This is a genomic window from Streptomyces sp. NPDC058620 (genome assembly GCF_042717135.1).
Lineage (GTDB): Bacteria > Actinomycetota > Actinomycetes > Streptomycetales > Streptomycetaceae > Streptomyces.
The window spans coordinates 22803-40941 of record NZ_JBHXQO010000024.1 but is presented as its reverse complement, the minus strand read 5'-3'; the positions used below and the strand labels follow the sequence as shown (position 1 = coordinate 40941).

Annotated in this window: 15 protein-coding genes and 1 tRNA gene; 4 read left to right on the top strand and 12 right to left on the bottom strand. The window is 70.2% G+C overall.

The features are described from left to right. Window positions 1–462: 462 nt before the first annotated feature. Window positions 463–551, top strand: a tRNA-Ser gene (locus tag ACFWSK_RS21910). Between the two features lie 114 nt (window positions 552–665). On the opposite strand, the gene ACFWSK_RS21905 is transcribed toward ACFWSK_RS21910, so the two are convergent. From ACFWSK_RS21905 to ACFWSK_RS21865, 9 genes are all read right to left on the bottom strand, one after another. Beyond that, the gene (locus ACFWSK_RS21905; protein ID WP_383788726.1) at window positions 666–1481 is read right to left on the bottom strand and encodes an HAD family hydrolase; all 816 of its coding nucleotides are present in this window, start codon (window positions 1479–1481) and stop codon (window positions 666–668) included. Further along, the gene (gene serS / locus ACFWSK_RS21900; protein WP_383788724.1) at window positions 1478–2755 is read right to left on the bottom strand and encodes a serine--tRNA ligase; all 1278 of its coding nucleotides are present in this window, start codon (window positions 2753–2755) and stop codon (window positions 1478–1480) included. Before serS ends, ACFWSK_RS21905 begins: the two co-directional genes overlap by 4 nt. A 653-nt stretch (window positions 2756–3408) precedes the next feature. Continuing rightward, window positions 3409–4344, bottom strand: a complete 936-nt coding sequence (gene pheA, locus ACFWSK_RS21895) for a prephenate dehydratase (protein WP_383788722.1) — start codon at window positions 4342–4344, stop codon at window positions 3409–3411. Window positions 4345–4407: 63 nt separating this feature from the next. Then, the gene (gene efeB / locus ACFWSK_RS21890) at window positions 4408–5757 is read right to left on the bottom strand and encodes an iron uptake transporter deferrochelatase/peroxidase subunit (protein WP_383788719.1); all 1350 of its coding nucleotides are present in this window, start codon (window positions 5755–5757) and stop codon (window positions 4408–4410) included. Between the two features lie 5 nt (window positions 5758–5762). Beyond that, entirely contained in the window at window positions 5763–7718 is a 1956-nt protein-coding gene (locus tag ACFWSK_RS21885; protein ID WP_383788716.1) for a copper resistance CopC/CopD family protein, read from the bottom strand. Window positions 7719–7732: 14 nt separating this feature from the next. Further along, on the bottom strand, window positions 7733–8179 hold the full coding sequence (locus ACFWSK_RS21880) for a copper chaperone PCu(A)C (protein WP_383788714.1): 447 nt from the start codon (window positions 8177–8179) through the stop codon (window positions 7733–7735). Further along, window positions 8176–8832: an SCO family protein gene (locus ACFWSK_RS21875; protein ID WP_383788711.1), complete on the bottom strand. Its 657-nt coding sequence runs from the start codon at window positions 8830–8832 to the stop codon at window positions 8176–8178. The genes ACFWSK_RS21880 and ACFWSK_RS21875 overlap by 4 nt, the downstream gene beginning before the upstream one ends. Window positions 8833–8876: 44 nt before the next feature. Then, window positions 8877–9623, bottom strand: a complete 747-nt coding sequence (locus ACFWSK_RS21870) for a YcnI family protein (protein WP_383788708.1) — start codon at window positions 9621–9623, stop codon at window positions 8877–8879. 121 nt (window positions 9624–9744) lie between these two features. Next, entirely contained in the window at window positions 9745–10575 is an 831-nt protein-coding gene (locus tag ACFWSK_RS21865) for a hypothetical protein (protein WP_383788706.1), read from the bottom strand. A 237-nt stretch (window positions 10576–10812) separates the two neighbouring features. Here ACFWSK_RS21865 and ACFWSK_RS21860 point away from each other — a divergent pair, with 237 nt between their 5' ends. After that, window positions 10813–11424, top strand: coding sequence for an ATP-binding protein (locus ACFWSK_RS21860; RefSeq protein WP_383788704.1), 612 nt, complete (start codon window positions 10813–10815; stop codon window positions 11422–11424). A gap of 45 nt (window positions 11425–11469) precedes the next feature. Here the strand turns inward: ACFWSK_RS21860 and ACFWSK_RS21855 are convergent, their stop codons facing one another. Further along, window positions 11470–12951 (bottom strand): aminopeptidase P family protein, encoded by a 1482-nt coding sequence (locus ACFWSK_RS21855; RefSeq protein WP_383788701.1) that lies wholly within the window; start codon window positions 12949–12951, stop codon window positions 11470–11472. Window positions 12952–13094: 143 nt separating this feature from the next. Next, on the bottom strand, window positions 13095–14579 hold the full coding sequence (locus ACFWSK_RS21850; protein WP_383788847.1) for a PP2C family protein-serine/threonine phosphatase: 1485 nt from the start codon (window positions 14577–14579) through the stop codon (window positions 13095–13097). A 541-nt stretch (window positions 14580–15120) separates the two neighbouring features. Between ACFWSK_RS21850 and ACFWSK_RS21845 the strand changes: the two genes are divergently transcribed. Continuing rightward, complete coding sequence (locus ACFWSK_RS21845; protein ID WP_383788699.1) at window positions 15121–15804, top strand: bifunctional DNA primase/polymerase; 684 nt, start codon at window positions 15121–15123, stop codon at window positions 15802–15804. A gap of 219 nt (window positions 15805–16023) precedes the next feature. Continuing rightward, window positions 16024–16704 (top strand): hypothetical protein, encoded by a 681-nt coding sequence (locus ACFWSK_RS21840; protein WP_383788696.1) that lies wholly within the window; start codon window positions 16024–16026, stop codon window positions 16702–16704. Between the two features lie 265 nt (window positions 16705–16969). On the opposite strand, the gene ACFWSK_RS21835 is transcribed toward ACFWSK_RS21840, so the two are convergent. Further along, window positions 16970–17935 (bottom strand): DUF5926 family protein, encoded by a 966-nt coding sequence (locus ACFWSK_RS21835; protein WP_383788694.1) that lies wholly within the window; start codon window positions 17933–17935, stop codon window positions 16970–16972. Window positions 17936–18139: the final 204 nt, after the last annotated feature.

Below are 18139 nucleotides of genomic sequence, written 5' to 3'. Positions count from 1 at the left end.
GTGGTACGCGTAACTATCGCGCGCGCTGCGCGTCGAGCGGATGGGGCGCGTCGACGTCCTCGACAAGGTGAATTGACATGTAGTCCCTATGGAAGGGTGAAGACAGCGAAGGTTATCCACAGGCGGCCACTCGGCTCGCGCTCTACACCCGCAGGACCGTGCTCAACGTCGCCATGCTTCTTCGCGACAGCGACAGCGACAGCGCACGGTGCGTACGGCGGCGCGATATTCGGTGGCCCGGAACAAGGGCGGCGGGGCACAGTAGAGGGACAGCGCGCACGGATACGTACGCCACCGGAACCGGGAGAGGAGCGCGGCGATGACCGAGAGTCCGAGTCCGTCGAGTTCCCCGCAGGGTGGTCGGCCGCCGGTCCGGGAGTAAGCCACATCGGCTACTCCGCCGAACCGCTCGCCGCAGGACCCCCGGGTGGCCCCTCACGCGCATCGCGCGGCCACCCGCCCGGAGGATTGGCCGAGTGGTAAGGCAGCGGCTTGCTAAGCCGTCGTCGGGGTCGTGAAACCCCGCGCGCGTTCGATCCGCGCATCCTCCGCAACAGCGACACCGGCGCCAGGATACGGGCGCGGCGATTCCGCCCCACCAATGCGCCGCGGTGATTCCGTGGGACGCCGCCGGCCGCCCGGGCCGGCCGGCTCTCCCCCGAGCGTCAGGAGTTCGCTGTCCTGAGAAGCTCCTCCAGCACCACGGCGATGCCGTCGTGCTCGTTCGACGCGGTGATCTGGTGGGCCACGGCCTTCAGATCGTCGTGCGCGTTCGCCATCGCCACACCATGCTGCGCCCAGCCGAACATCGGGATGTCGTTCGGCATGTCGCCGAAGGCCAGCGTGTCCGCCGCCCTAAGGCCCAGTCGGCGGGCGGCCAGGGACAGCCCGGTCGCCTTGCTCAACCCCAGCGGCAGGATCTCCACCACTCCCGGGCCCGCCATGACCACGTCCACCAGACTGCCGACCGCCTCGCGGGCGGCCTTCGTCAGTGCGTCGTCGCCGAGCTCCGGGTGCTGGATGTAGACCTTGTTCAGCGGGGCGGTCCACATCTCGGCGGCGTCGTTCACGAAGACGGCGGGCAGCGGCCCGTCCTGCACCCGGTAACCGGGCCCGACCAGCACCTCGCCCTCGAGGCCGTCACGGCTGGCGGCCAGCGCCAGCGGTCCGATCTCCGCCTCGATCTTGGACAGCGCCAGACCGGCGAGCTGACGGTCCAGGGTGAGCGACGTCAGCAGCTTGTGCTCGCCCGCGTGGTAGACCTGCGCGCCCTGACCGCAGACCGCGAGGCCCTCGTAACCCAGGTCGTCCAGGATGTGCCGGGTCCACGGGACCGCGCGTCCGGTGACGATGATGTGCGCCGCGCCGGCCGCGGTGGCCGCGGCCAGCGCCTGGCGCGTGCGCTCGGAGACCGTGTCGTCGTCACGCAGCAGGGTGCCGTCGAGATCGGTCGCGATGAGCTTGTACGGGAAGGTCGTCACTTGGAGACCGGCTCCAGGACTTCACGCCCGCCGAGGTAGGGGCGCAGCACCTCGGGCACCCGCACCGAACCGTCGGCCAGCTGGTGGTTCTCCAGGATCGCCACGATGGTGCGCGGTACGGCGCAGAGCGTGCCGTTCAGCGTGGCCAGCGGCTGGACCTTCTTGCCGTCGCGCATCCGGACGGAGAGGCGGCGCGCCTGGAAACCGTCGCAGTTCGAGGCGGAGGTCAGCTCGCGGTACTTGCCCTGCGTCGGAATCCACGCCTCGCAGTCGAACTTGCGGGAAGCCGAGGCCCCCAGGTCGCCCGAGGCGACGTCGATCACCTGGAAGGGCAGCTCCAGCGCGGTGAGCCACTGCTTCTCCCAGTCGAGGAGCCGCCGGTGCTCGGCCTCGGCGTCCGCCGGATCGACGTACGAGAACATCTCGACCTTGTCGAACTGGTGGACGCGGAAGATGCCGCGGGTGTCCTTGCCGTACGTGCCGGCCTCGCGGCGGAAGCAGGGCGAGAAGCCCGCGTACCGCAGCGGCAGCTTGTCGGCCTCGACGATCTCGTCCATGTGGTACGCGGCGAGGGGGACCTCGGAGGTGCCGACCAGGTAGAAGTCGTCCTTCTCCAGGTGGTAGACGTCCGCGGACGCCTGGCCGAGGAAGCCGGTGCCCTCCATGGCGCGCGGGCGGACCAGGGCGGGCGTCAGCATCGGGATGAAGCCGGCCTCGGTGGCCTGCGCGATCGCGGCGTTGACCAGCGCGAGTTCCAGCAGCGCGCCGATACCCGTCAGGTAGTAGAAGCGCGAGCCGGACACCTTGGCGCCGCGCTCCATGTCGATGGCGCCCAGCGCCTCGCCGAGTTCCAGGTGGTCCTTCGGGGCGAAGCCCTCGGCCCCGAAGTCACGGATGGTGCCGTGCGTCTCGAGGACGACGAAGTCCTCCTCGCCGCCCACGGGCACGTCCTCGTGGACGATGTTGCCGAGCTGGAGGAGCAGCCGCTTGGCCTCGGCGTCGGCCTCGTCCTGAGCGGCGTCGGCCGCCTTGACCTCGGCCTTCAGCTGATCGGCCTTCTTGAGCAGCTCGGCGCGCTCGTCCGGGGTTGCCTTGGGGATCAGCTTGCCGAGCGACTTCTGCTCGGAGCGGAGTTCGTCGAAGCGGACGCCGGACGACCTGCGCAGCTCGTCGGCGGAGAGAAGGGCGTCGACGAGCGCGACGTCCTCTCCACGGGCGCGCTGGGAGGCGCGAACACGGTCGGGGTCCTCACGGAGCAGGCGAAGGTCAATCACCCCTCAAGGCTACCGGTGCGGGGTTCCCCCGCTCGAACCGATATCGGCGAGCGTGTCACTTTGCCCGAATTGCCGGAATTGATAATCCTGGAGGAGAAACGCCGGGTCGAGTGCGGCAGGCGTGGTCAATAGGCGAGCCCATTCCCCCGAAAAGGGTCCAACCCGTTCGTTTTCCTTGACGCACCGAGCTTGCGCGGTGCGGGAGTTGAGGGCGGAGCCCCCGTGTTGTCCACAGGTGGGTGCGGTTCGATTTAGTTATCCACAGGCTGTGAAGAAGTTCTGTGGACACCGGAAGAGATCGTTCCGAAAGCCACATGAAGGCTCATGGATTCCCCGTTCAAACGAGGTTCACACACTCATTCGGGTGGGAATTCGGTGCTCTAAAGAGTTGATCAATGCAATTGGGGTAACACACGACGAACTGTGGCTCTGTGGACGGGTCTGATGCCCCTGAGCCGATTTGTCGACCATGTCGCATTACGGTGTCGACTTGTCCCCAGGTCGAGACGTAGGCCTGTGGATAACTCTGTGGGTACATGAAAATCTGCAGGTAGGACCGGTGGGTCGTGCACAGGACGCTCCTGATCGGAGCACCGGCAGGGCAGGGTTCACCCCCGGGTCGTGTGTCTCCGACCCGGCCGTCCCGGCTGATTTCAGGCCCGGCCGTCCTGGCTGCGGGCCAGCCAGTCGGACGCCTCGGTGAAGTCCGTGTCCGAGGTCCCCGCACGCAGCGCGCGCACGTCCTCGGCCGTCACTCCGGCCCGGGGATACGACCCCAGGAACCGTACGTTCGGGCAGACGCGCTTCAGTCCCATGAGCGCCTCACCGACCCGCCGGTCCGCGATGTGTCCCTCCGCGTCCACGGCGAAGCAGTAGTTGCCGATGCCCTCGCCGGTCGGCCGGGACTGGATCAACATCAGGTTGACCCCGCGGACCGCGAACTCCTGGAGGAGTTCGAGCAGCGCACCCGGGTGGTCGTCGCCGAGCCAGATGACCACCGAGGTCTTGTCCGCACCGGTCGGCGCGGACGGCCGTGCCGGGCGGCCCACCAGAACGAAGCGCGTCTGGGCGTTCTCGGCGTCGTGGATCTCCGTCACCAGCGGTTCCAGGCCGTAGGTCGCCGCGGCGAACTCTCCGGCGAAGGCGGCGTCGTAACGCCCCTCCTGGACCAGCCGCGCGCCGTCCGCGTTGGACGCGGCCGACTCCCACACGGCCTTCGGGAGATGGTTCGCCATCCAGTTGCGTACCTGCGGCTGCGCGGCCGGATGCGCGGTGACCGTCTTGATGTCGGTCAGCTTGGTCCCGGGGCGCACCAGCAGCGCGAAGGTGATGGAGAGCAGCACCTCGCGGTAGATCATGAGCGGTTCGCCGGTGGTCAGCTCGTCGAGCGTCGCCGTGATCCCGCCCTCGACCGAGTTCTCGATCGGTACGAGCGCTGCCGCCGCCTCGCCGCTGCGCACCGCGTCCAGGGCCGCCGGAACGGAGACCATCGGGACGAGCTCGCGGGTGGCGGACTCCGGGAGCGTACGGAGGGCGACCTCGGTGAAGGTGCCTTCGGGGCCGAGATAGGCGTAGCGCGTGGCTGACATACGGTCACCCTAATGCGCCGTGCGCAAGGGGCCGCTCCGTCTCAGGATGCGGCCGGGCGGCCGTCAGGACTCCAGCAGCCGCTGCCCCACGTATTCGCCCTTCGCTGCGCCGCCCGGCACCGCGAAGAGGCCGCTCGCCTCGTGCCGGATGAACGGGGAGAGCGCGTCGCCCCTGTCGAGCTTGCGCTGCACCGGGACGAAGCCCCGGAAGGGGTCCGCCTGCCAGCAGACGAAGAGGAGCCCGGCGTCCGGGGTGCCGTCCGCCGCGATGCCGTCGTGGTACGAGAAGGGGCGCCGCAGCATGGCCGCGCCGCCGTTCTTCTCGGGGGAGGAGATCCGGGCGTGCGCGTTGTCGGGGATCAGGAGGCGGCCGTCGGGTCCGGCCTTGTCGAGATCCATCTCGGTCGTCTCGGTGCCGCCGCTGAGCGGGGCGCCGTCCGCCTTGCGGCGCCCGATGACCCGCTCCTGCCGGTCCACCGGGAGCTTCTCCCAGTCGTCGAGGAGCATCCTGATGCGCCGGACGACGGCGTACGAGCCGCCCGCGAGCCAGTCGAACGCGGGACCGGAGTCGGGCGAGGTGCTGTCGGTCCCGGTGCTCGACGGTACGAAGATCCGCTGGTCGAAATCGCTGTCGGCCGGCTTCGGGTTGCCGGTGCCGTCGATCTGTCCCATCAGATTGCGGGCGGTCCTCGGCCGGTCGGTGGCGCCCGGGGTGCGGTTGAAGCCGTTCATCTGCCAGCGCACCCGGGCCGTCGTGCCGGCCTCCTTCTGGATGGCGCGCAGCGCGTGAAAGGCGACGAGCGCGTCGTCGGCACCGATCTGCACCCAGAGGTCGCCGTTGGAGCGCTTGGCGTCGAGGTGGTCGGAGGAGAACGGCGGCAGCGGGTCGAGGCCGGCGGGCCGACGGGCGGTCAGGCCCGTACGTTCGAAGAAGGTGCGGCCGAAGCCGAAGGTGACCGTCAGCGAGGACGGCCCGGCATCCAGCGCGATCCCGGTGTCGTGACCGTCCCCGTCCTCCGTCGGCCGGCCCGCCATCAGCCGCTCGGCCGTGGCCGACCAGCGGCGCATCAGCGCGGCGGCCTCCTTGCGTCCAGCGCCCGGCGCCAGGTCGAACGCGATCAGATGGCCGCGGGCCTGAAGCGGAGTGGTGATCCCCGGTTGATGTTTCCCGTGAAACATTGCCCGGGTCGACCCGACGGAGGTCAGGGCCGCCGGGTCGTCGGGGCGGGTGGCGGCGTATCCCGCTGCACCGCCCGCCGCGCCCAGAACGAGGCCGGTCGCTCCGGCGACTCCGGCGCTGCCGAGCAGCCGCCGCCGGGAGACGGCGCCGGCCGCACCGGCCGCACCGGTCGCGACCGTCCCGGAGATACTTCTCGCGGCCTTCGGGGCCTCGTCCTTCATGTTCTTGCTCAACCTGCTCAGCCGATCTTGGCGTTCTTGTCGATGGTCGTCTGGTCGATGTCCGAGGTCCGTACCGTCACGGAGATCGTCCACTCGCCGCCCATCGGGATCTGGATGCCGTCGGCCGTCCAGTGGCCGTCGGCGAGGTGGTCGGGGACGACCGGCAGCGGGCCGATGTCCTTGGACTTGAGCGTGAGGGCCACCTTCACCTCGGGGACGTCCAGCGGCCGGCCGTTCTCGCCGTCGACCCAGATGTGCAGCTCGTTGGCGCCGATGCGACCGGGTTCGATGTCCAGCCGCACCGTCCCCTTGCCGTCCTGGCCGCCGGTGTCGAACGGCATGCTGAGATTGACCGGGGTGCCTGCCGCCGGAACGGTCGCGGCGGCCGAGGTACGGGAGGCTTCCTCCTCCGTACGTCCCGGTTCGGTGGAGGTCAGTACGGTCGTGACCGCGAGGAGGACGACGGCGATGCCGGCCTCCGTGAGCACCGAACGGCGCAGACCCGAGCGGTCCGGGTCGGCATCACGGACGCGCTTCTTCTTGGTGGCCGTCAGTGCGGCGCGCTGCCGGGCGAGTTGGGCGGCGCGATCGGGCGCGATGTCCTCGTCGCCCGTCCCCGCCGTCACCACGACCGGCTCAGCGCCCTCGATCCGGTCCTCGCTCTCCTCCTCGGCATCCCGCGCCTCCTCGTCCACGGCCGGTTCCACGCTCTCCGTCAGCCGGGAGGTCCAGCGACGGGAGATCCAGGCGACGCCGACGAGGACGGCCACCAGGGCGACCTTGACGAGCAGGAGCTGCCCGTACCGGGTGCCGGTCAGCGCGGACCAGGAGCCGACCTGGCGCCAGGACTGGTAGATCCCGGTCGCGGCGAGGACGACCACGCTCGCGAACGCCATGCGGGAGAAGCGCCGTACGGCGGAACTCTCGACCGACGGCGTCCGGTACAGAGCGACCAGCAGCGCGGCGAGGCCGCCCAGCCAGGCGGCGACGGCCAGCAGGTGCAGGACGTCGACCGGCATGGCGATGCCCGGCTGGATCCCCGTCGACGCGTGCTCCGCGAGGGCCCAGGTACCGGCGATACCGGCGGCGACGACCGTGCCGCCGATGGCGAGACCGAAGGTCAGGTCCTTCTGCTCCGTCTCGTCGTCGCGCCTGGCGTACCCGCCGAACAGGACGGCGACGAAGAGCGCGGCCGCGCCGAGCAGGAGCAGCCGGGAGACCAGTGCGGCCCCCGGTTTGGTGTCGAGCACGGCCTGCAGACCGTTGAGGTCGAAGGCGTCCGAGAGCTTCCCGGAACCGGTGTACGGGCTGCGCAGCACCAGCATGACCAGAGTGGCGGCCGTCAGCGTGATCCAGCCGCGCACGACGAGGCGTTGCAGCGGGCGCTCGCCCGCACCGCGCCGCCAGCAGGCGAGCACGAAGGCCGCACCGCCCGCCAGCAGGATGAATCCGGCGTACGCGGCGTAGCGCGCGATGCCGTAGAGCGTGCCGACCAGACCACCGCCGGCCCCGCCCGAGGGCAGTGCCACGGTGGTTTCCGAGGGGGCGCCGACAGAGAACGTGAAGGCGCCGGAGACCGGATGGCTGTCCACGGACACGGCCTGCCAGGCCACGGTGTAGGTGCCGTCGGGCAGTCCTGAGAGGAGCCGGACGCCGTACTGGACGGTGCCGCCGCTTCCCACCTCACGGGGCGCGCCGTCGTCCGCCCGCCGTCCGTCGGGGTCGAGGACGCGGATCGAGTCGTCACCGATGGCGATCTGCTCGGAGAAGGTGAGGGTGACGTCCTTGGGCGCGGTGTCGACCACCGCCCCGTCCTGCGGGTCGCTCCCGGTGAGGGCGGCGTGCGCGGACGCGGGGCTCGCGCCGGCCAGCACCAGGCCGAACAGCAGGCTGGTCAGTGCGGCGATGAGCGCGAGGGCGGCGAGCGGCCGGCGTATCGGATGCGGCCCGAAGCGCGGGGCGGTGGCTGTCATGGTGTGTCAGTCCCTCACTGCTTCTTCGGGTTGTGGGTGGTCTCCTTCACGGGAACGTCGACCTTGATGGGGCCGGCCTTCTCGAAGTGCAGCTCCAGTGAGACCTTCTCGCCCTGCTTGGGCCGCTGCTTGAGCTTCATGAACATGATGTGGCTGCCACCACGTTCAAGATCCAGTTCGCCGCCGGCGGGCACCTCGAAGGAACTGACCATGTGCATGGTCTGGTTCTTCGTCTCGTGGATCGTGACGTTGTCCGAGAGCGGACTGGTCACGGAGGTGAGCCGGTCGGCGGCGTCCCCGCTGTTCTGTACGACGAGGAATCCGGCCGCCATGTCGCTGATGGGCTGCGGCATGAAGGCGCCGACCACCTTCAGCTCCGGCTTGCTGTCGGAGGAACACCCCGCCAGCGTCAGCCCCGTGGTGAGGGCCAGGACGCCGGCGAGGACGGTGCGGCGGTTCACGGGGTCGCCCCCGTGATCAGCTTCGGGAGGTCCTTCGTGTAGTCGTCGGCCGTGGTGTCCTCGCCGTAGAGCACGTACCCCTTGTCGGTCCTGGGGGAGAACGCGACCACCTGGGCGCCGTGCATCGAGACGACCGTGCCGTCCTTCTCCACCTTCGGCGGGTCGATGCCGATGCCGATCTGCCGGGCGCCCGCCTGGATGGTCGGGAAGTCACCGGTGAGTCCGATGAAGGCGGGGTCCTGGGCCTTGAGCCAGCTGCCCAGGGACGAAGGGGTGTCGCGCTCGGGGTCGGTGGTGACGAAGACGACCTGGAGCTTGTCCTGGTCGGCCTTGGGCAGGGCGCGCTTGGCGAGCGCGATGTTGCTCATGGTCAGCGGGCAGACGTCGGGGCACTTGGTGTAGCCGAAGTAGATGAGCGTCGGCTTGCCCTTGGTCGCCTCGCGGAGGCCGAACTTCTTGCCGTGGGTGTCGGTGAGGACGAGGTCGGGCTTGGTGAAGGGCTGGTCGAGTACGGTCGCGGCCTTGGTGCTGGTGTCCATGGAGACATCGGCGACGGGCTGCTTGGCCGGGTCGGCGTCGCTGCCGCATGCCGACAGTGTGAGTGCGGCCGCGGCGGCGAGCGCCGCGGCCAGCATCGTCTTCTTGGTGCGCATGGAGAATTGTTTCCTGGTCTGTGGTGCGGGTGCTGCTGTGGACGTCAGGCGTTGCGGCGGCGTCCCGCGAGTACCCCGAACGCGACACCGGCGATGCCGATGACGATGCCGACGACGCCCAGGACCCGGGCGGTGCTGTCGCTGCTGTCGGCCGACGCGGAGGCCGAGGACGCCTTCGTCTCCCCGGCTGCCTTGTCGTCCGTGGTGTGGGCGCTCTTGTCGTGGTCGGCGGCGGTGGCGCCGTGCGCGTCGGCCGAAGCGGCGGTCAGCTTGAGGACGGGGGCAGGGCTCTCGGGCTCTTCGCCGTCCGCCGCGGGCTCCTCGATCCAGCGGACGACTTCCTTGTTGTCGTACGTCTGGAGGGCCTTGAAGACGAGCTGGTCGGCGTCCTCGGGGAGCTGGCCGACCGAGAGCGGGAACTGCTGGAAGTAGCCGGGGTCGATCTGGCTGCCGTCCGAGGTCCAGGTGACCTTCGATACGGCCTCGGTGATCTTCTTGCCGTGCACGTCGAGGGGCTTGTCCAGCTTGGTCTTGTCGACCTTGATCTTCCAGCCCGGTACCGCCTGCGGGCTGACCGAGGACAGCGGGTGCTCGGTCGGGAAGTTCACTTCGAGCTTGACCGTCGAGGCGTTGTCGCGCTCGTTGGGAACCTTGAAGTTGATGGTGGCGTAGCCGCCCTTGGCGGCCTCGCCCTGCGGCTGGACGCTGACGTGCGCGGCGGCGGGGCCGACGAACAGCAGGACGGTGGAAGCGGCGACGCCGCCCGCGATGGCGATGCGTGAAACGTTCATGGCAGGGATCTCCACAGGCAGGAGGGAAGGTGGTCCGTCACACCGGTGCGTGACGGCATCGCGACACCTTTTCCCCGGGTGATCCGGGCCCGGCGGAGTGATCCGCGCGAAGGGTGTCGCGTCAGGCTGCTCGTACGTATACGGCGGGAGGCCCGCGCCTGATCACCATGTGCTGCAAGGGGTCCCCGGTCGCGGGCGCAGGTGCGTCGGCAGCGGTACGGGGAAGGAGCGGCCCGGTCGTGCGCCGCCCCGGAAGGCCGGCGAGCAGCGCGCGTACGAGCGAGAGAGCGGCGCGCAGTGCACGCAGCCGGGCGCCGGACGCGAGCTCCTGGGCGCCGTGCACCGAGAGCCGGGTGAGGCCGAACAGCGCGACCTCGCCTCGCCGCAGCAGCCAGCCCGTGGCGAGTGCCGCCAGGAGGTGTCCGAGGAACATGGGCAGACTCGGCAGCACCCCGGACGATTCCGCGAGTCCGGCGAGGCCGGTCAGCGCGGTCGGATCGGTCGCTGCGGGGTGTGCGTGGCCCTGCGCCAGCGTCGCCGGATCGATGCCCGCGGTGGTGACGATGCGGTGGGCCTCGCCGGCGCTCAGCCGGGCGGGTCCCTCGCCGCAGAGCAGTCCGGCCGCGAAGCGGATGAGCGCGTCGCTGTCCGTCCCGGCCGCGGAGGCCGTCGAGGTGCTCGCGCCGTGGGTGCCGAGTCCGAAGAGGACGTGCAGAGCGAGCTGTCCGCCGGTGAGTGCGGCGGCGATCGACGGGAGTGACCGTTCGCGCCCCGCGAGCGGAACCACGATCGCGAAGAGCCCGAGGAATCCCGCGAGCAGGGTCCACCACGGGACGGCCGCGCACGAGGCGAGCGTGTGCCCTGCCGCGGACAGCACGACGCAGACCGCGGTGAACACCGCGGCCCTCATGAGCCGCAGACCGGCTCCGGCGCGTGCGACGGGCATAGACATGGCCGGGTCATCATCGCACTGCGGCCAGGGCTCGCGTCAGGCAGGTCCGGAAGGTCGGGTTCCTCTGCCATAGGTGGCTGTTGTGCCTGTTCGGGTGGGCCGGAGCCACCGGACATAGCCGGTATGCGGAACTTTCGCATCCGCCGAAAGAGTGCCGTCACGGCCGATCCGTGCTTACGAAGGCCACTGCGCGGCAATACGTATCAGTATGTCGAGCCGCAGCCAGGAGGCTGAAGCATGAGCATGTGGTGGTCACTCCATTTGCGGCGCGAAGCTGCGAGCGTTCCGCTCGCCCGTCGTTTTCTACTCGGCACCATGGAAACCGCAGGCGTCGATCCGGACATCTCCTACGACCTGTCGGTCGCGCTCAGCGAAGCCTGTGCGAATGCCGTGGAGCACGGCGGGGAACGCCGGGACGCCGAGGGTGCTGGTGACATGCCGGGGCCATGTCCTCCGGGAAGCGGGCCCTCCGTCACGGCCCCCGGGCAGTACCGGGTCACCGCCTATCTGGACGGCGAGAAATGCCGTATCGAGGTCGCCGACTCGGGACCCGGATTCCCCACCTGGCGCGCGCTTCGCACCGCCGTACACCCGTCCGCGGACCGTCTGTCCGGCCGGACGCCCGCTGCCGTGCAGCGGCCACCGGCCCACGGGGAAGCGGCCTGCCCGGCCGCGGACCAGCCGGCCGCCGTGCAGCCGCCCGACATGGCGGAGAGCGGGCGGGGGCTCGGTCTGATCGAGCAGCTCGCCGACCACGTCCACTTCGGCAACCGGCCGGGCCGGGGCGCCGTCGTGAGCTTCGACAAGGTCCTGAAATGGCGGGAGGGCGCGCTGCTCATGGTGTCCTGAGCGGCGCGCCCTCCGCGCGGTGCGACAGTACGTCGCCCTGCGGGGTCAGCTCTTGAGCTGAGCCATCCACGCCTCGACCTCGTCGGCCCGGCGCGGCAGCTGGTCGGACAGGTTCCGGTTGCCGTCCTCGGTGACGAGGATGTCGTCCTCGATCCGGACGCCGATGCCGCGGTACTCCTCGGGCACGGTCAGGTCGTCGGCCTGGAAGTACAGACCGGGCTCGACCGTGAGGCACACACCGGGCTCCAGGACGCCGTTGACGTACGCCTCGGTACGCGCGGCCGCGCAGTCGTGGACGTCCATGCCGAGCATGTGACCGGTGCCGTGCAGGGTCCAGCGGCGCTGGAGGCCGAGCTCCAGGACCTTGTCCACCGACAGGTCGCCGAGCAGGCCCCACTCGACCAGCTTCTCGGTGAGCACGCGCTGCGCGGCGTCGTGGAAGTCGCGGTAGTCGGCGCCGGGCCTGACGGCCGCGATGCCCGCCTCCTGGGCCTCGTACACCGCGTCGTAGATCTTCCGCTGCAGCGGCGTGAACGTGCCGCTGATGGGAAGGGTGCGCGTCACATCGGCGGTGTAGAGGTCATTGGTCTCCACACCGGCATCGAGCAGCAGCAGTTCGCCGGAGCGGACGGCGCCGTCGTTGCGCACCCAGTGCAGGGTGGTGGCGTGCGGGCCCGCGGCGCAGATCGAGCCGTAACCGATGTCGTTGCCCTCGATGCGGGCGCGCAGGAAGAAAGTGCCCTCGATGTAGCGCTCGCTCGTCGCCTCGGCCTTGTCGAGGACCTTCACGACGTCCTCGAAGCCGCGGGCGGTGATCTCGCACGCCTTCCGCAGCTCCGCGATCTCGAAGGCGTCCTTCACCAGACGGGCCTCGGAGAGGTAGACGCGCAGTTCCTCGTCGCGCTCCGCGGTGACCTTGTCGGTCAGGGCGGCCTCGATGCCGGCGTCGTGTCCGCGGACGTTGCGCACCGGTCCGGTGGCCCCGGTCAGCGCGGCGGGGAGCTCACGGACATCCTTCGCCGGTATGCCCAGCACCTGCTCGGCCTCGGCGAGCGAGTGGCGGCGGCCGACCCACAGTTCGCCCTGGCCGTCGAGCCAGAACTCGCCGTTCTCACGGTCGGAGCGGGGCAGGAGGTAGACCGTCGCCTCGTGCCCGGCCTCGTCCCCGGCGCCCTTCGGCTCCAGGACCAGGACGCTGTCGTGGGTCTGGTCGCCGGTGAGGTACGCGTATTCGGTGGAGGCGCGGAACGCGTACTCGGTGTCGTTCGAACGGGTCTTGAGGTTGCCCGAGGGAATGACCAGGCGCTCGCCGGGGAAGCGCGCGGACAGGGCGGCGCGGCGGGCAGCGGTGTACTCGGCCTGGGCGATCGGCTCCAGGCCGTGCAGCTCGGTGTCGGCCCAGCCGGACTTCATGTTCTCGGCGAGCTCATCGGAAATGCCCGGGTACAGGCCGTTCTTCCGCTGCTTGATCGGCTCTGCTTCTTCGGTCTCCGGCTCCGGGTTCTCCGGGATGAGCTCCTCAGACACGATTTGTCTCTCCTTGATACGACACTGGACCACTCCCCATCGTACGGGCGTACGGAAGGGGGTCCAGGGCCGGAAGACCTGTTACATCTACCGCGCGGTACCTCCGGGCCGCCATCCGTCCCGGTGCCCGGTCGCCGCAGCGGTCAGTCGAAGTGGGCGGCCAGGATCACGACGTCCTCGGTGTCGTCGCCCTGGTCCAGGCCCTCCGGCAGCATCGCCCGCAGCACGTGGTCGGCGATCGCTCCCGGGTCGTGGCGCGCGGCCTTCGGCACGCAGGCCGCCGCCGAGTGCAGCCGGGCGAACGCCCGGTCCATCGTGTCGCCGGTGCGTCGCAGCAGCCCGTCGGTGTAGAGGAGCAGGGTCTCGCCGGGGCCGGGGGTGAACTCCACGCTCGGCGCCTCCCAGCAGGCGAGCATCCCCAGGGGCGCGGACAGGGAGGTCTCCACGAACTCGGTGCGGCGCTCGCCGATCACCAGGGGCGGGCTGTGCCCGGCGCCGGCCAGCACGATCTTGCGGTGGGCGGGCTCGCAGTAGGCGAAGAGCGCGGTCGCGGCCCTGGCGGGCTCGGTCAGCCGCAGCAGCAGTTCCAGATCGGAGAGCACGGCGACGGGGTCCTCGCCCTCCATCACGGCGTACGCCCGCAGACTCGCCCGCAGCCGTCCCATGGCGGCGAGTGCGCCGGGGCCCGAGCCGCCGGCCGACCCGACGGCGAGGCCGAGCGCGCTGTCCGGCAGCGCCAGCGCGTCGTACCAGTCCCCGCCGCCCTGGGGCGCGGGCCTGTGGCGGGCGGCCAGTTGGACGCCGGGGATCCGGGGGAGTCCGCTGGGCAGCAGTTCCTCGGCGAGGGTCGCCACATCGGCGCGGGCCCGTTCGAGCTCCAGCAGCCTGGCCAGGTGCTCCGTGGCGTACCGGACGTAGAGGCCGATGAGATGCCGCTGGCGCTCCAGCGGTTCGGCGGGCTCGTCGTAGAGCCAGACGGCCGCCCCGAGCCGGCCCGCGGCCTCGGTGGCGAGCGGCAGGGCGTAGCTCGCGGCGTAGCCGAGCCGGGCGGCGACCTCGCGGTGACGCGGGTCGAGATTCTCGTCGCCGAGCAGGTCGGGGCTGGTCAGTGGTCCTTGCGCGTCCGGCAGTCCGTCGAGGATGCGGCCGTACGAGGTGGCGCTGCGCGGCACGGTCTCGATGTGTCCGAGCTCCGCGTGGGCGAGACCCAGGCCGATCGTCGTGGACGGACCGCCCGCGGCCGGTTCGAGGACGAGGAGTCCCCTGCGGGCGCCGACGAGGGCGGCTCCGGCGTCCAGCAGCTCGCGGAGGGCGTGGTCGAGCGTCTGCGTTCTGGCCAGGCGCTCGGTGAGCTCGTGCAGGGTCGTGAGGTCGGACACCCAGGACGCCAGACGGTCCTGGAGGAAGGCTCCCGGGGCCGCCGGGACGCCCGTCAGAGGCGCGGAAGTGTGCGTTGAAACAGGAACCGTAGGATCGATTCCAGCCACTTTCGGCAGGTGAGGGGCGCTCATGGCAGCCAGCTTTCCGACCGGTGCGATTCGTCGAATAGCATCGCAAACCCCCATGTCATTCTGCGCCGCTATCAATGCATCCACATGTACACGCACAAGTAAGGCGATGTCCAGCATTGTCCTCACGGGATTTGTGGTGTCTGTGTGACTGTTAAGTTGGCTAAAAAATGCACCTATGGCAGTTATTTGCGGTCGACTGGGTGTGCTCGACAGGCGGTGCCCTCGGGGTGAAGTGCCCGGGGGAGCGTCATCCGGGGCATGCTGGGTACGTAATTCTTGATGACCAGGGGCAGTTGTGATCGCCCTGGAACCTGGCAGCGGGCCCGGACGTCTTTATCGATGACGGCCGCGCCCCCACCCCCGAGTGGCGGGGCTTGCACCAGGGACGCAGGCGTGCAGCGCGCGCCGCCCCCGCCCAGGTATTGGCTGGACTCGGTTCGACTCGGCTCAGCTCGGCTCGGTTCAATCGGCTCGGTTCGACTCAGCTCCATTTCTGCACGGTTCCACTCTGCTCGGCTCGGCTCACGCTCGGTACCGATGGCATGCCCGTACCGCAGATCTGATGAGCATGTACGCACAGTGAAGAGACGCACGCGTGGTGTAACGCACACGTGGTGTGATGTGGACCTCGGCGTTCAACGGAAAGGAACGAGCGCTCATGCGCGAGATCCTCGGAAGGCGACGCAGGCTCCGGCTCCGGCGCAAGGGACAGCCCGCACAGCTCGACGCGGTGCTGACCTGTGCCACCGCATGGCAGTGGCCCGTGCTGCCCGGAGCAGGGCTGGCTACGGCCGGCGCGCGCAGTGACCGCGGCCGTGGCTGCGCCTGCCCCGACCCCGAGTGCGCCGTGCCCGGCGCACACCCCTTCGATCCCGGCCTCCTGGTCGCGACCACGGACGAACGCATGGTGCGGTGGTGGTGGACCAACCGGCCCGCCGCCCCGGTCGTGCTGGCCACCGGAGGCAGTGCTCCCTGCGCGCTCAGCCTGCCCGCCGTGGCGGGCGCCAGGGCGCTGACCGCGCTCGACGCGATGGGGCTGCGCATCGGCCCGGTGGTGGCGACGCCGACGCGGTGGTCGCTGCTGGTGGCTCCGTACACCCTGGAACGGCTCGGCGAACTGCTGTACGCCAAGGACTGGGTGCCCAGCTCTCTGCGCTTCCACGGCGAGGGCGGTTATCTCGTCCTGCCGCCGTCGGAGATCGGTGCGGGACAGGTGCGCTGGGAACGGGCGCCGCAGTCCCGGACGGCCGCGCCCTGGCTCCCCGACGTGGAAGCGGTGCTGGACGCGCTCGTCGAGGCGAGCACCGGTGCTCCGGACGGCGGTAGCCGGCTCGCGTACTGACGGGCCGGCGGTAACCCGCCCGACGGCCTGTCAGCAGGCCGTCGGGCGCCGGACATGGTGGCGGACGGACGGCACTCGACGGCGGTCGGCTCACTCGTACGGGTGTGAGCCGACCCGAGTTCTGCGGTAAATGGGTGCGAGCGTCCCGGCCGCCCGCATTCCGTCGATATCGTCGGCGCACCGTCAGAAATTCACGCCCAGTCGGCAGGTGAGGCCACGATGAATCTCCGCATGGTCGGTCTCTCGGCCGCGGTGCTGTTCACCGTTCCGCTTCCCCTGGCTGCTTCCGCAGTGACATCGGGATCGCCTGAATCCGTATCGTCCGATGCCAAATCCGGTAGGTCGCTACTTTCTGATGGCCTTTCCGCAGAACATGGCGAAGGGCGCGGCCGGGAACGGACCGGAGAACTGGCCGGAGAAATGTCCGAAGAGCGTCCGGTGGATAGCTCGGTGGAGGGCCTGACCGAGGGTGCGGACGGGATTTCTCCAAAAAAGATTTCTCCCCCCGGACTTCTGTCCGAAAGTCGGCTGCCCGCCGGCGCCGACGGGCCTGCCACCGGATGCGGTCCCGAGCTCACCTCCCCCGAAGGCGTCGAGGCGCAGACCTGTGTCATGACGGAGGGGCGCGAGGTCTGGGCGCGTACGTACTACCGCAACACCACCGGTGAGCGACTGCGGTCGTTTCTCACGCTGATGGGGCCCGGCGGGCGGGCCGTGGAACTGCGCTGCGAGGTGGAGGCGCACGACGAGCCGGGTGTCTGCGAGACGCCGCGCGGGCCTGTGCACGGAGCGGCGGATGCCTATACAGCAGTGGCGGAGTACGCGGCAGGCGGCACGGCGGAGGAAACTCCGCTGCTCCTGCGGACCGGCAGCAACCCGGCTTCCCCGCCCACTGATTGACGATCCGGGCCGACGTACCGCCGTGGTGGTCCGCCGGTGCCACGACGTGTGCAGGGCCGGTGCCGGGAGCCCGGTCGAACGGGCCCGGAAAATGAGGATGCCCGGTCGCTGGCGACGGGGGATGCACCAGCGACCGGGCTTCCAGAACGGTAACAAGAGATCTGCCGTTCGCAAATTCGATCTCGCCTATTCGGACAACGATTTACCCGCGAGTACGATCAGCTGTGACGCGAGTCACCAAGTCGCCCCACGGGCCTCGTCACTGTCAGCTGAGCGTCACCTGGCGGTTGGTGAGCCCGCCGCGCGCACGGCGCTCCTCGGGGGTGAGCGGGGCGTCCGAAGCGAGTGCTTCGGTGAGCCGCTCCGCGAGCTCAGCGGCGGGCTTCTCGCACTCCTCGGCACCCATCGTGCGCGGCAGGTCCCAGACGGGGACCATCAGCCCGTGGGCCCGGAACGATCCGACGAGACGGGTCCCCTCGCCGAGTGAGGACGTCCCGGCCGCGTGCAGCCGGGCGAGCGCGTCGAGGAGCTGCTCCTCGGGGTGCGGCATGACCCAGCGCAGGTGGTTCTTCTCCGGGGTCTCGCACCAGTACGCGGCGTCCACACCGGAGAGCAGCGTGGTCGGGATCGCGGCGTCGTTGGCACGCTCCAGGGAGGCGGACACCTCGGCCGTGGCGTTCTCCGCGTCCGGGACCCAGAACTCGAATCCGGAGTGGACGACCGGCTCGAACGGGGCGTCGGGCTCGAGCACGTCCTGGAGGCGCGGACCGTCGGCCGGTACGCGCCGGGCGGCGACCGGCGTACCCGGCTCCGCTTCCAGTGCACGCCGCAGGGTGTCCGCGAGGTCGCGGCTCAGGTCGCCCGACGAGGTGTCGTTCTGCAGGGCGAGCAGTACGGAACCGTCGTCACGGCGCAGCGCGGGCCACGCCATGGGCAGCACGGTCGCGAGCGTCACGGACGGCACGCCCTCGGGCAGGCCGCCCCTGAGCGTCAGTTCGACGGTGGCGGCGGGCACCAGCTCGCGCAGGGCGACCCAGTCGCATTCGCCGGAAAGCCCATCGAAGGGGCGCTGGACCAGTTCGGCCACGGCCTGGGCGGCGGCGCGTCCGTGACACGCCTTGTAGCGGCGGCCCGAACCGCACGGGCAGGGCTCGCGGGCCCCGACGACCGGGATCTCACCATCCTTGAGCTGCTGCTTCCCGGCCTTGGACTGAGGGCGCTTCTTGGCCATGGTGGGCATTCTCCCGATTGCGACAGTGCGGTCTCGGCCGCGAGCCTAGCCGCCTGTGCCGCTGCCCGGGGACACCTGTCGGCGCGGTCCGTGCGTGCCCCTGACGGCCGGGCCGACGCACGACGTGCTTCGTGTCGCTGTGCGGCCCGTCCCTTGCCGCTGTGAGAGCTGTCCTGTGCCGCTGATCCGCGGCCGGGTGAGCGT

Bases quoted from the DNA above. Each gene is read 5' to 3' on its own strand.
- pheA (WP_383788722.1), bottom strand. From the start codon at position 4,344: ATGTCAGCCACGCGCTACGCCTATCTCGGCCCCGAAGGCACCTTCACC.
- ACFWSK_RS21885 (WP_383788716.1), bottom strand. From the start codon at position 7,718: ATGACAGCCACCGCCCCGCGCTTCGGGCCGCATCCGATACGCCGGCCG.
- ACFWSK_RS21875 (WP_383788711.1), bottom strand. From the start codon at position 8,832: ATGCGCACCAAGAAGACGATGCTGGCCGCGGCGCTCGCCGCCGCGGCC.
- ACFWSK_RS21870 (WP_383788708.1), bottom strand. From the start codon at position 9,623: ATGAACGTTTCACGCATCGCCATCGCGGGCGGCGTCGCCGCTTCCACC.
- ACFWSK_RS21865 (WP_383788706.1), bottom strand. From the start codon at position 10,575: ATGTCTATGCCCGTCGCACGCGCCGGAGCCGGTCTGCGGCTCATGAGG.
- ACFWSK_RS21860 (WP_383788704.1), top strand. From the start codon at position 10,813: ATGAGCATGTGGTGGTCACTCCATTTGCGGCGCGAAGCTGCGAGCGTT.
- ACFWSK_RS21850 (WP_383788847.1), bottom strand. From the start codon at position 14,579: ATGCTGGACATCGCCTTACTTGTGCGTGTACATGTGGATGCATTGATA.
- ACFWSK_RS21845 (WP_383788699.1), top strand. From the start codon at position 15,121: ATGCGCGAGATCCTCGGAAGGCGACGCAGGCTCCGGCTCCGGCGCAAG.
- ACFWSK_RS21840 (WP_383788696.1), top strand. From the start codon at position 16,024: ATGAATCTCCGCATGGTCGGTCTCTCGGCCGCGGTGCTGTTCACCGTT.
- ACFWSK_RS21835 (WP_383788694.1), bottom strand. From the start codon at position 17,935: ATGGCCAAGAAGCGCCCTCAGTCCAAGGCCGGGAAGCAGCAGCTCAAG.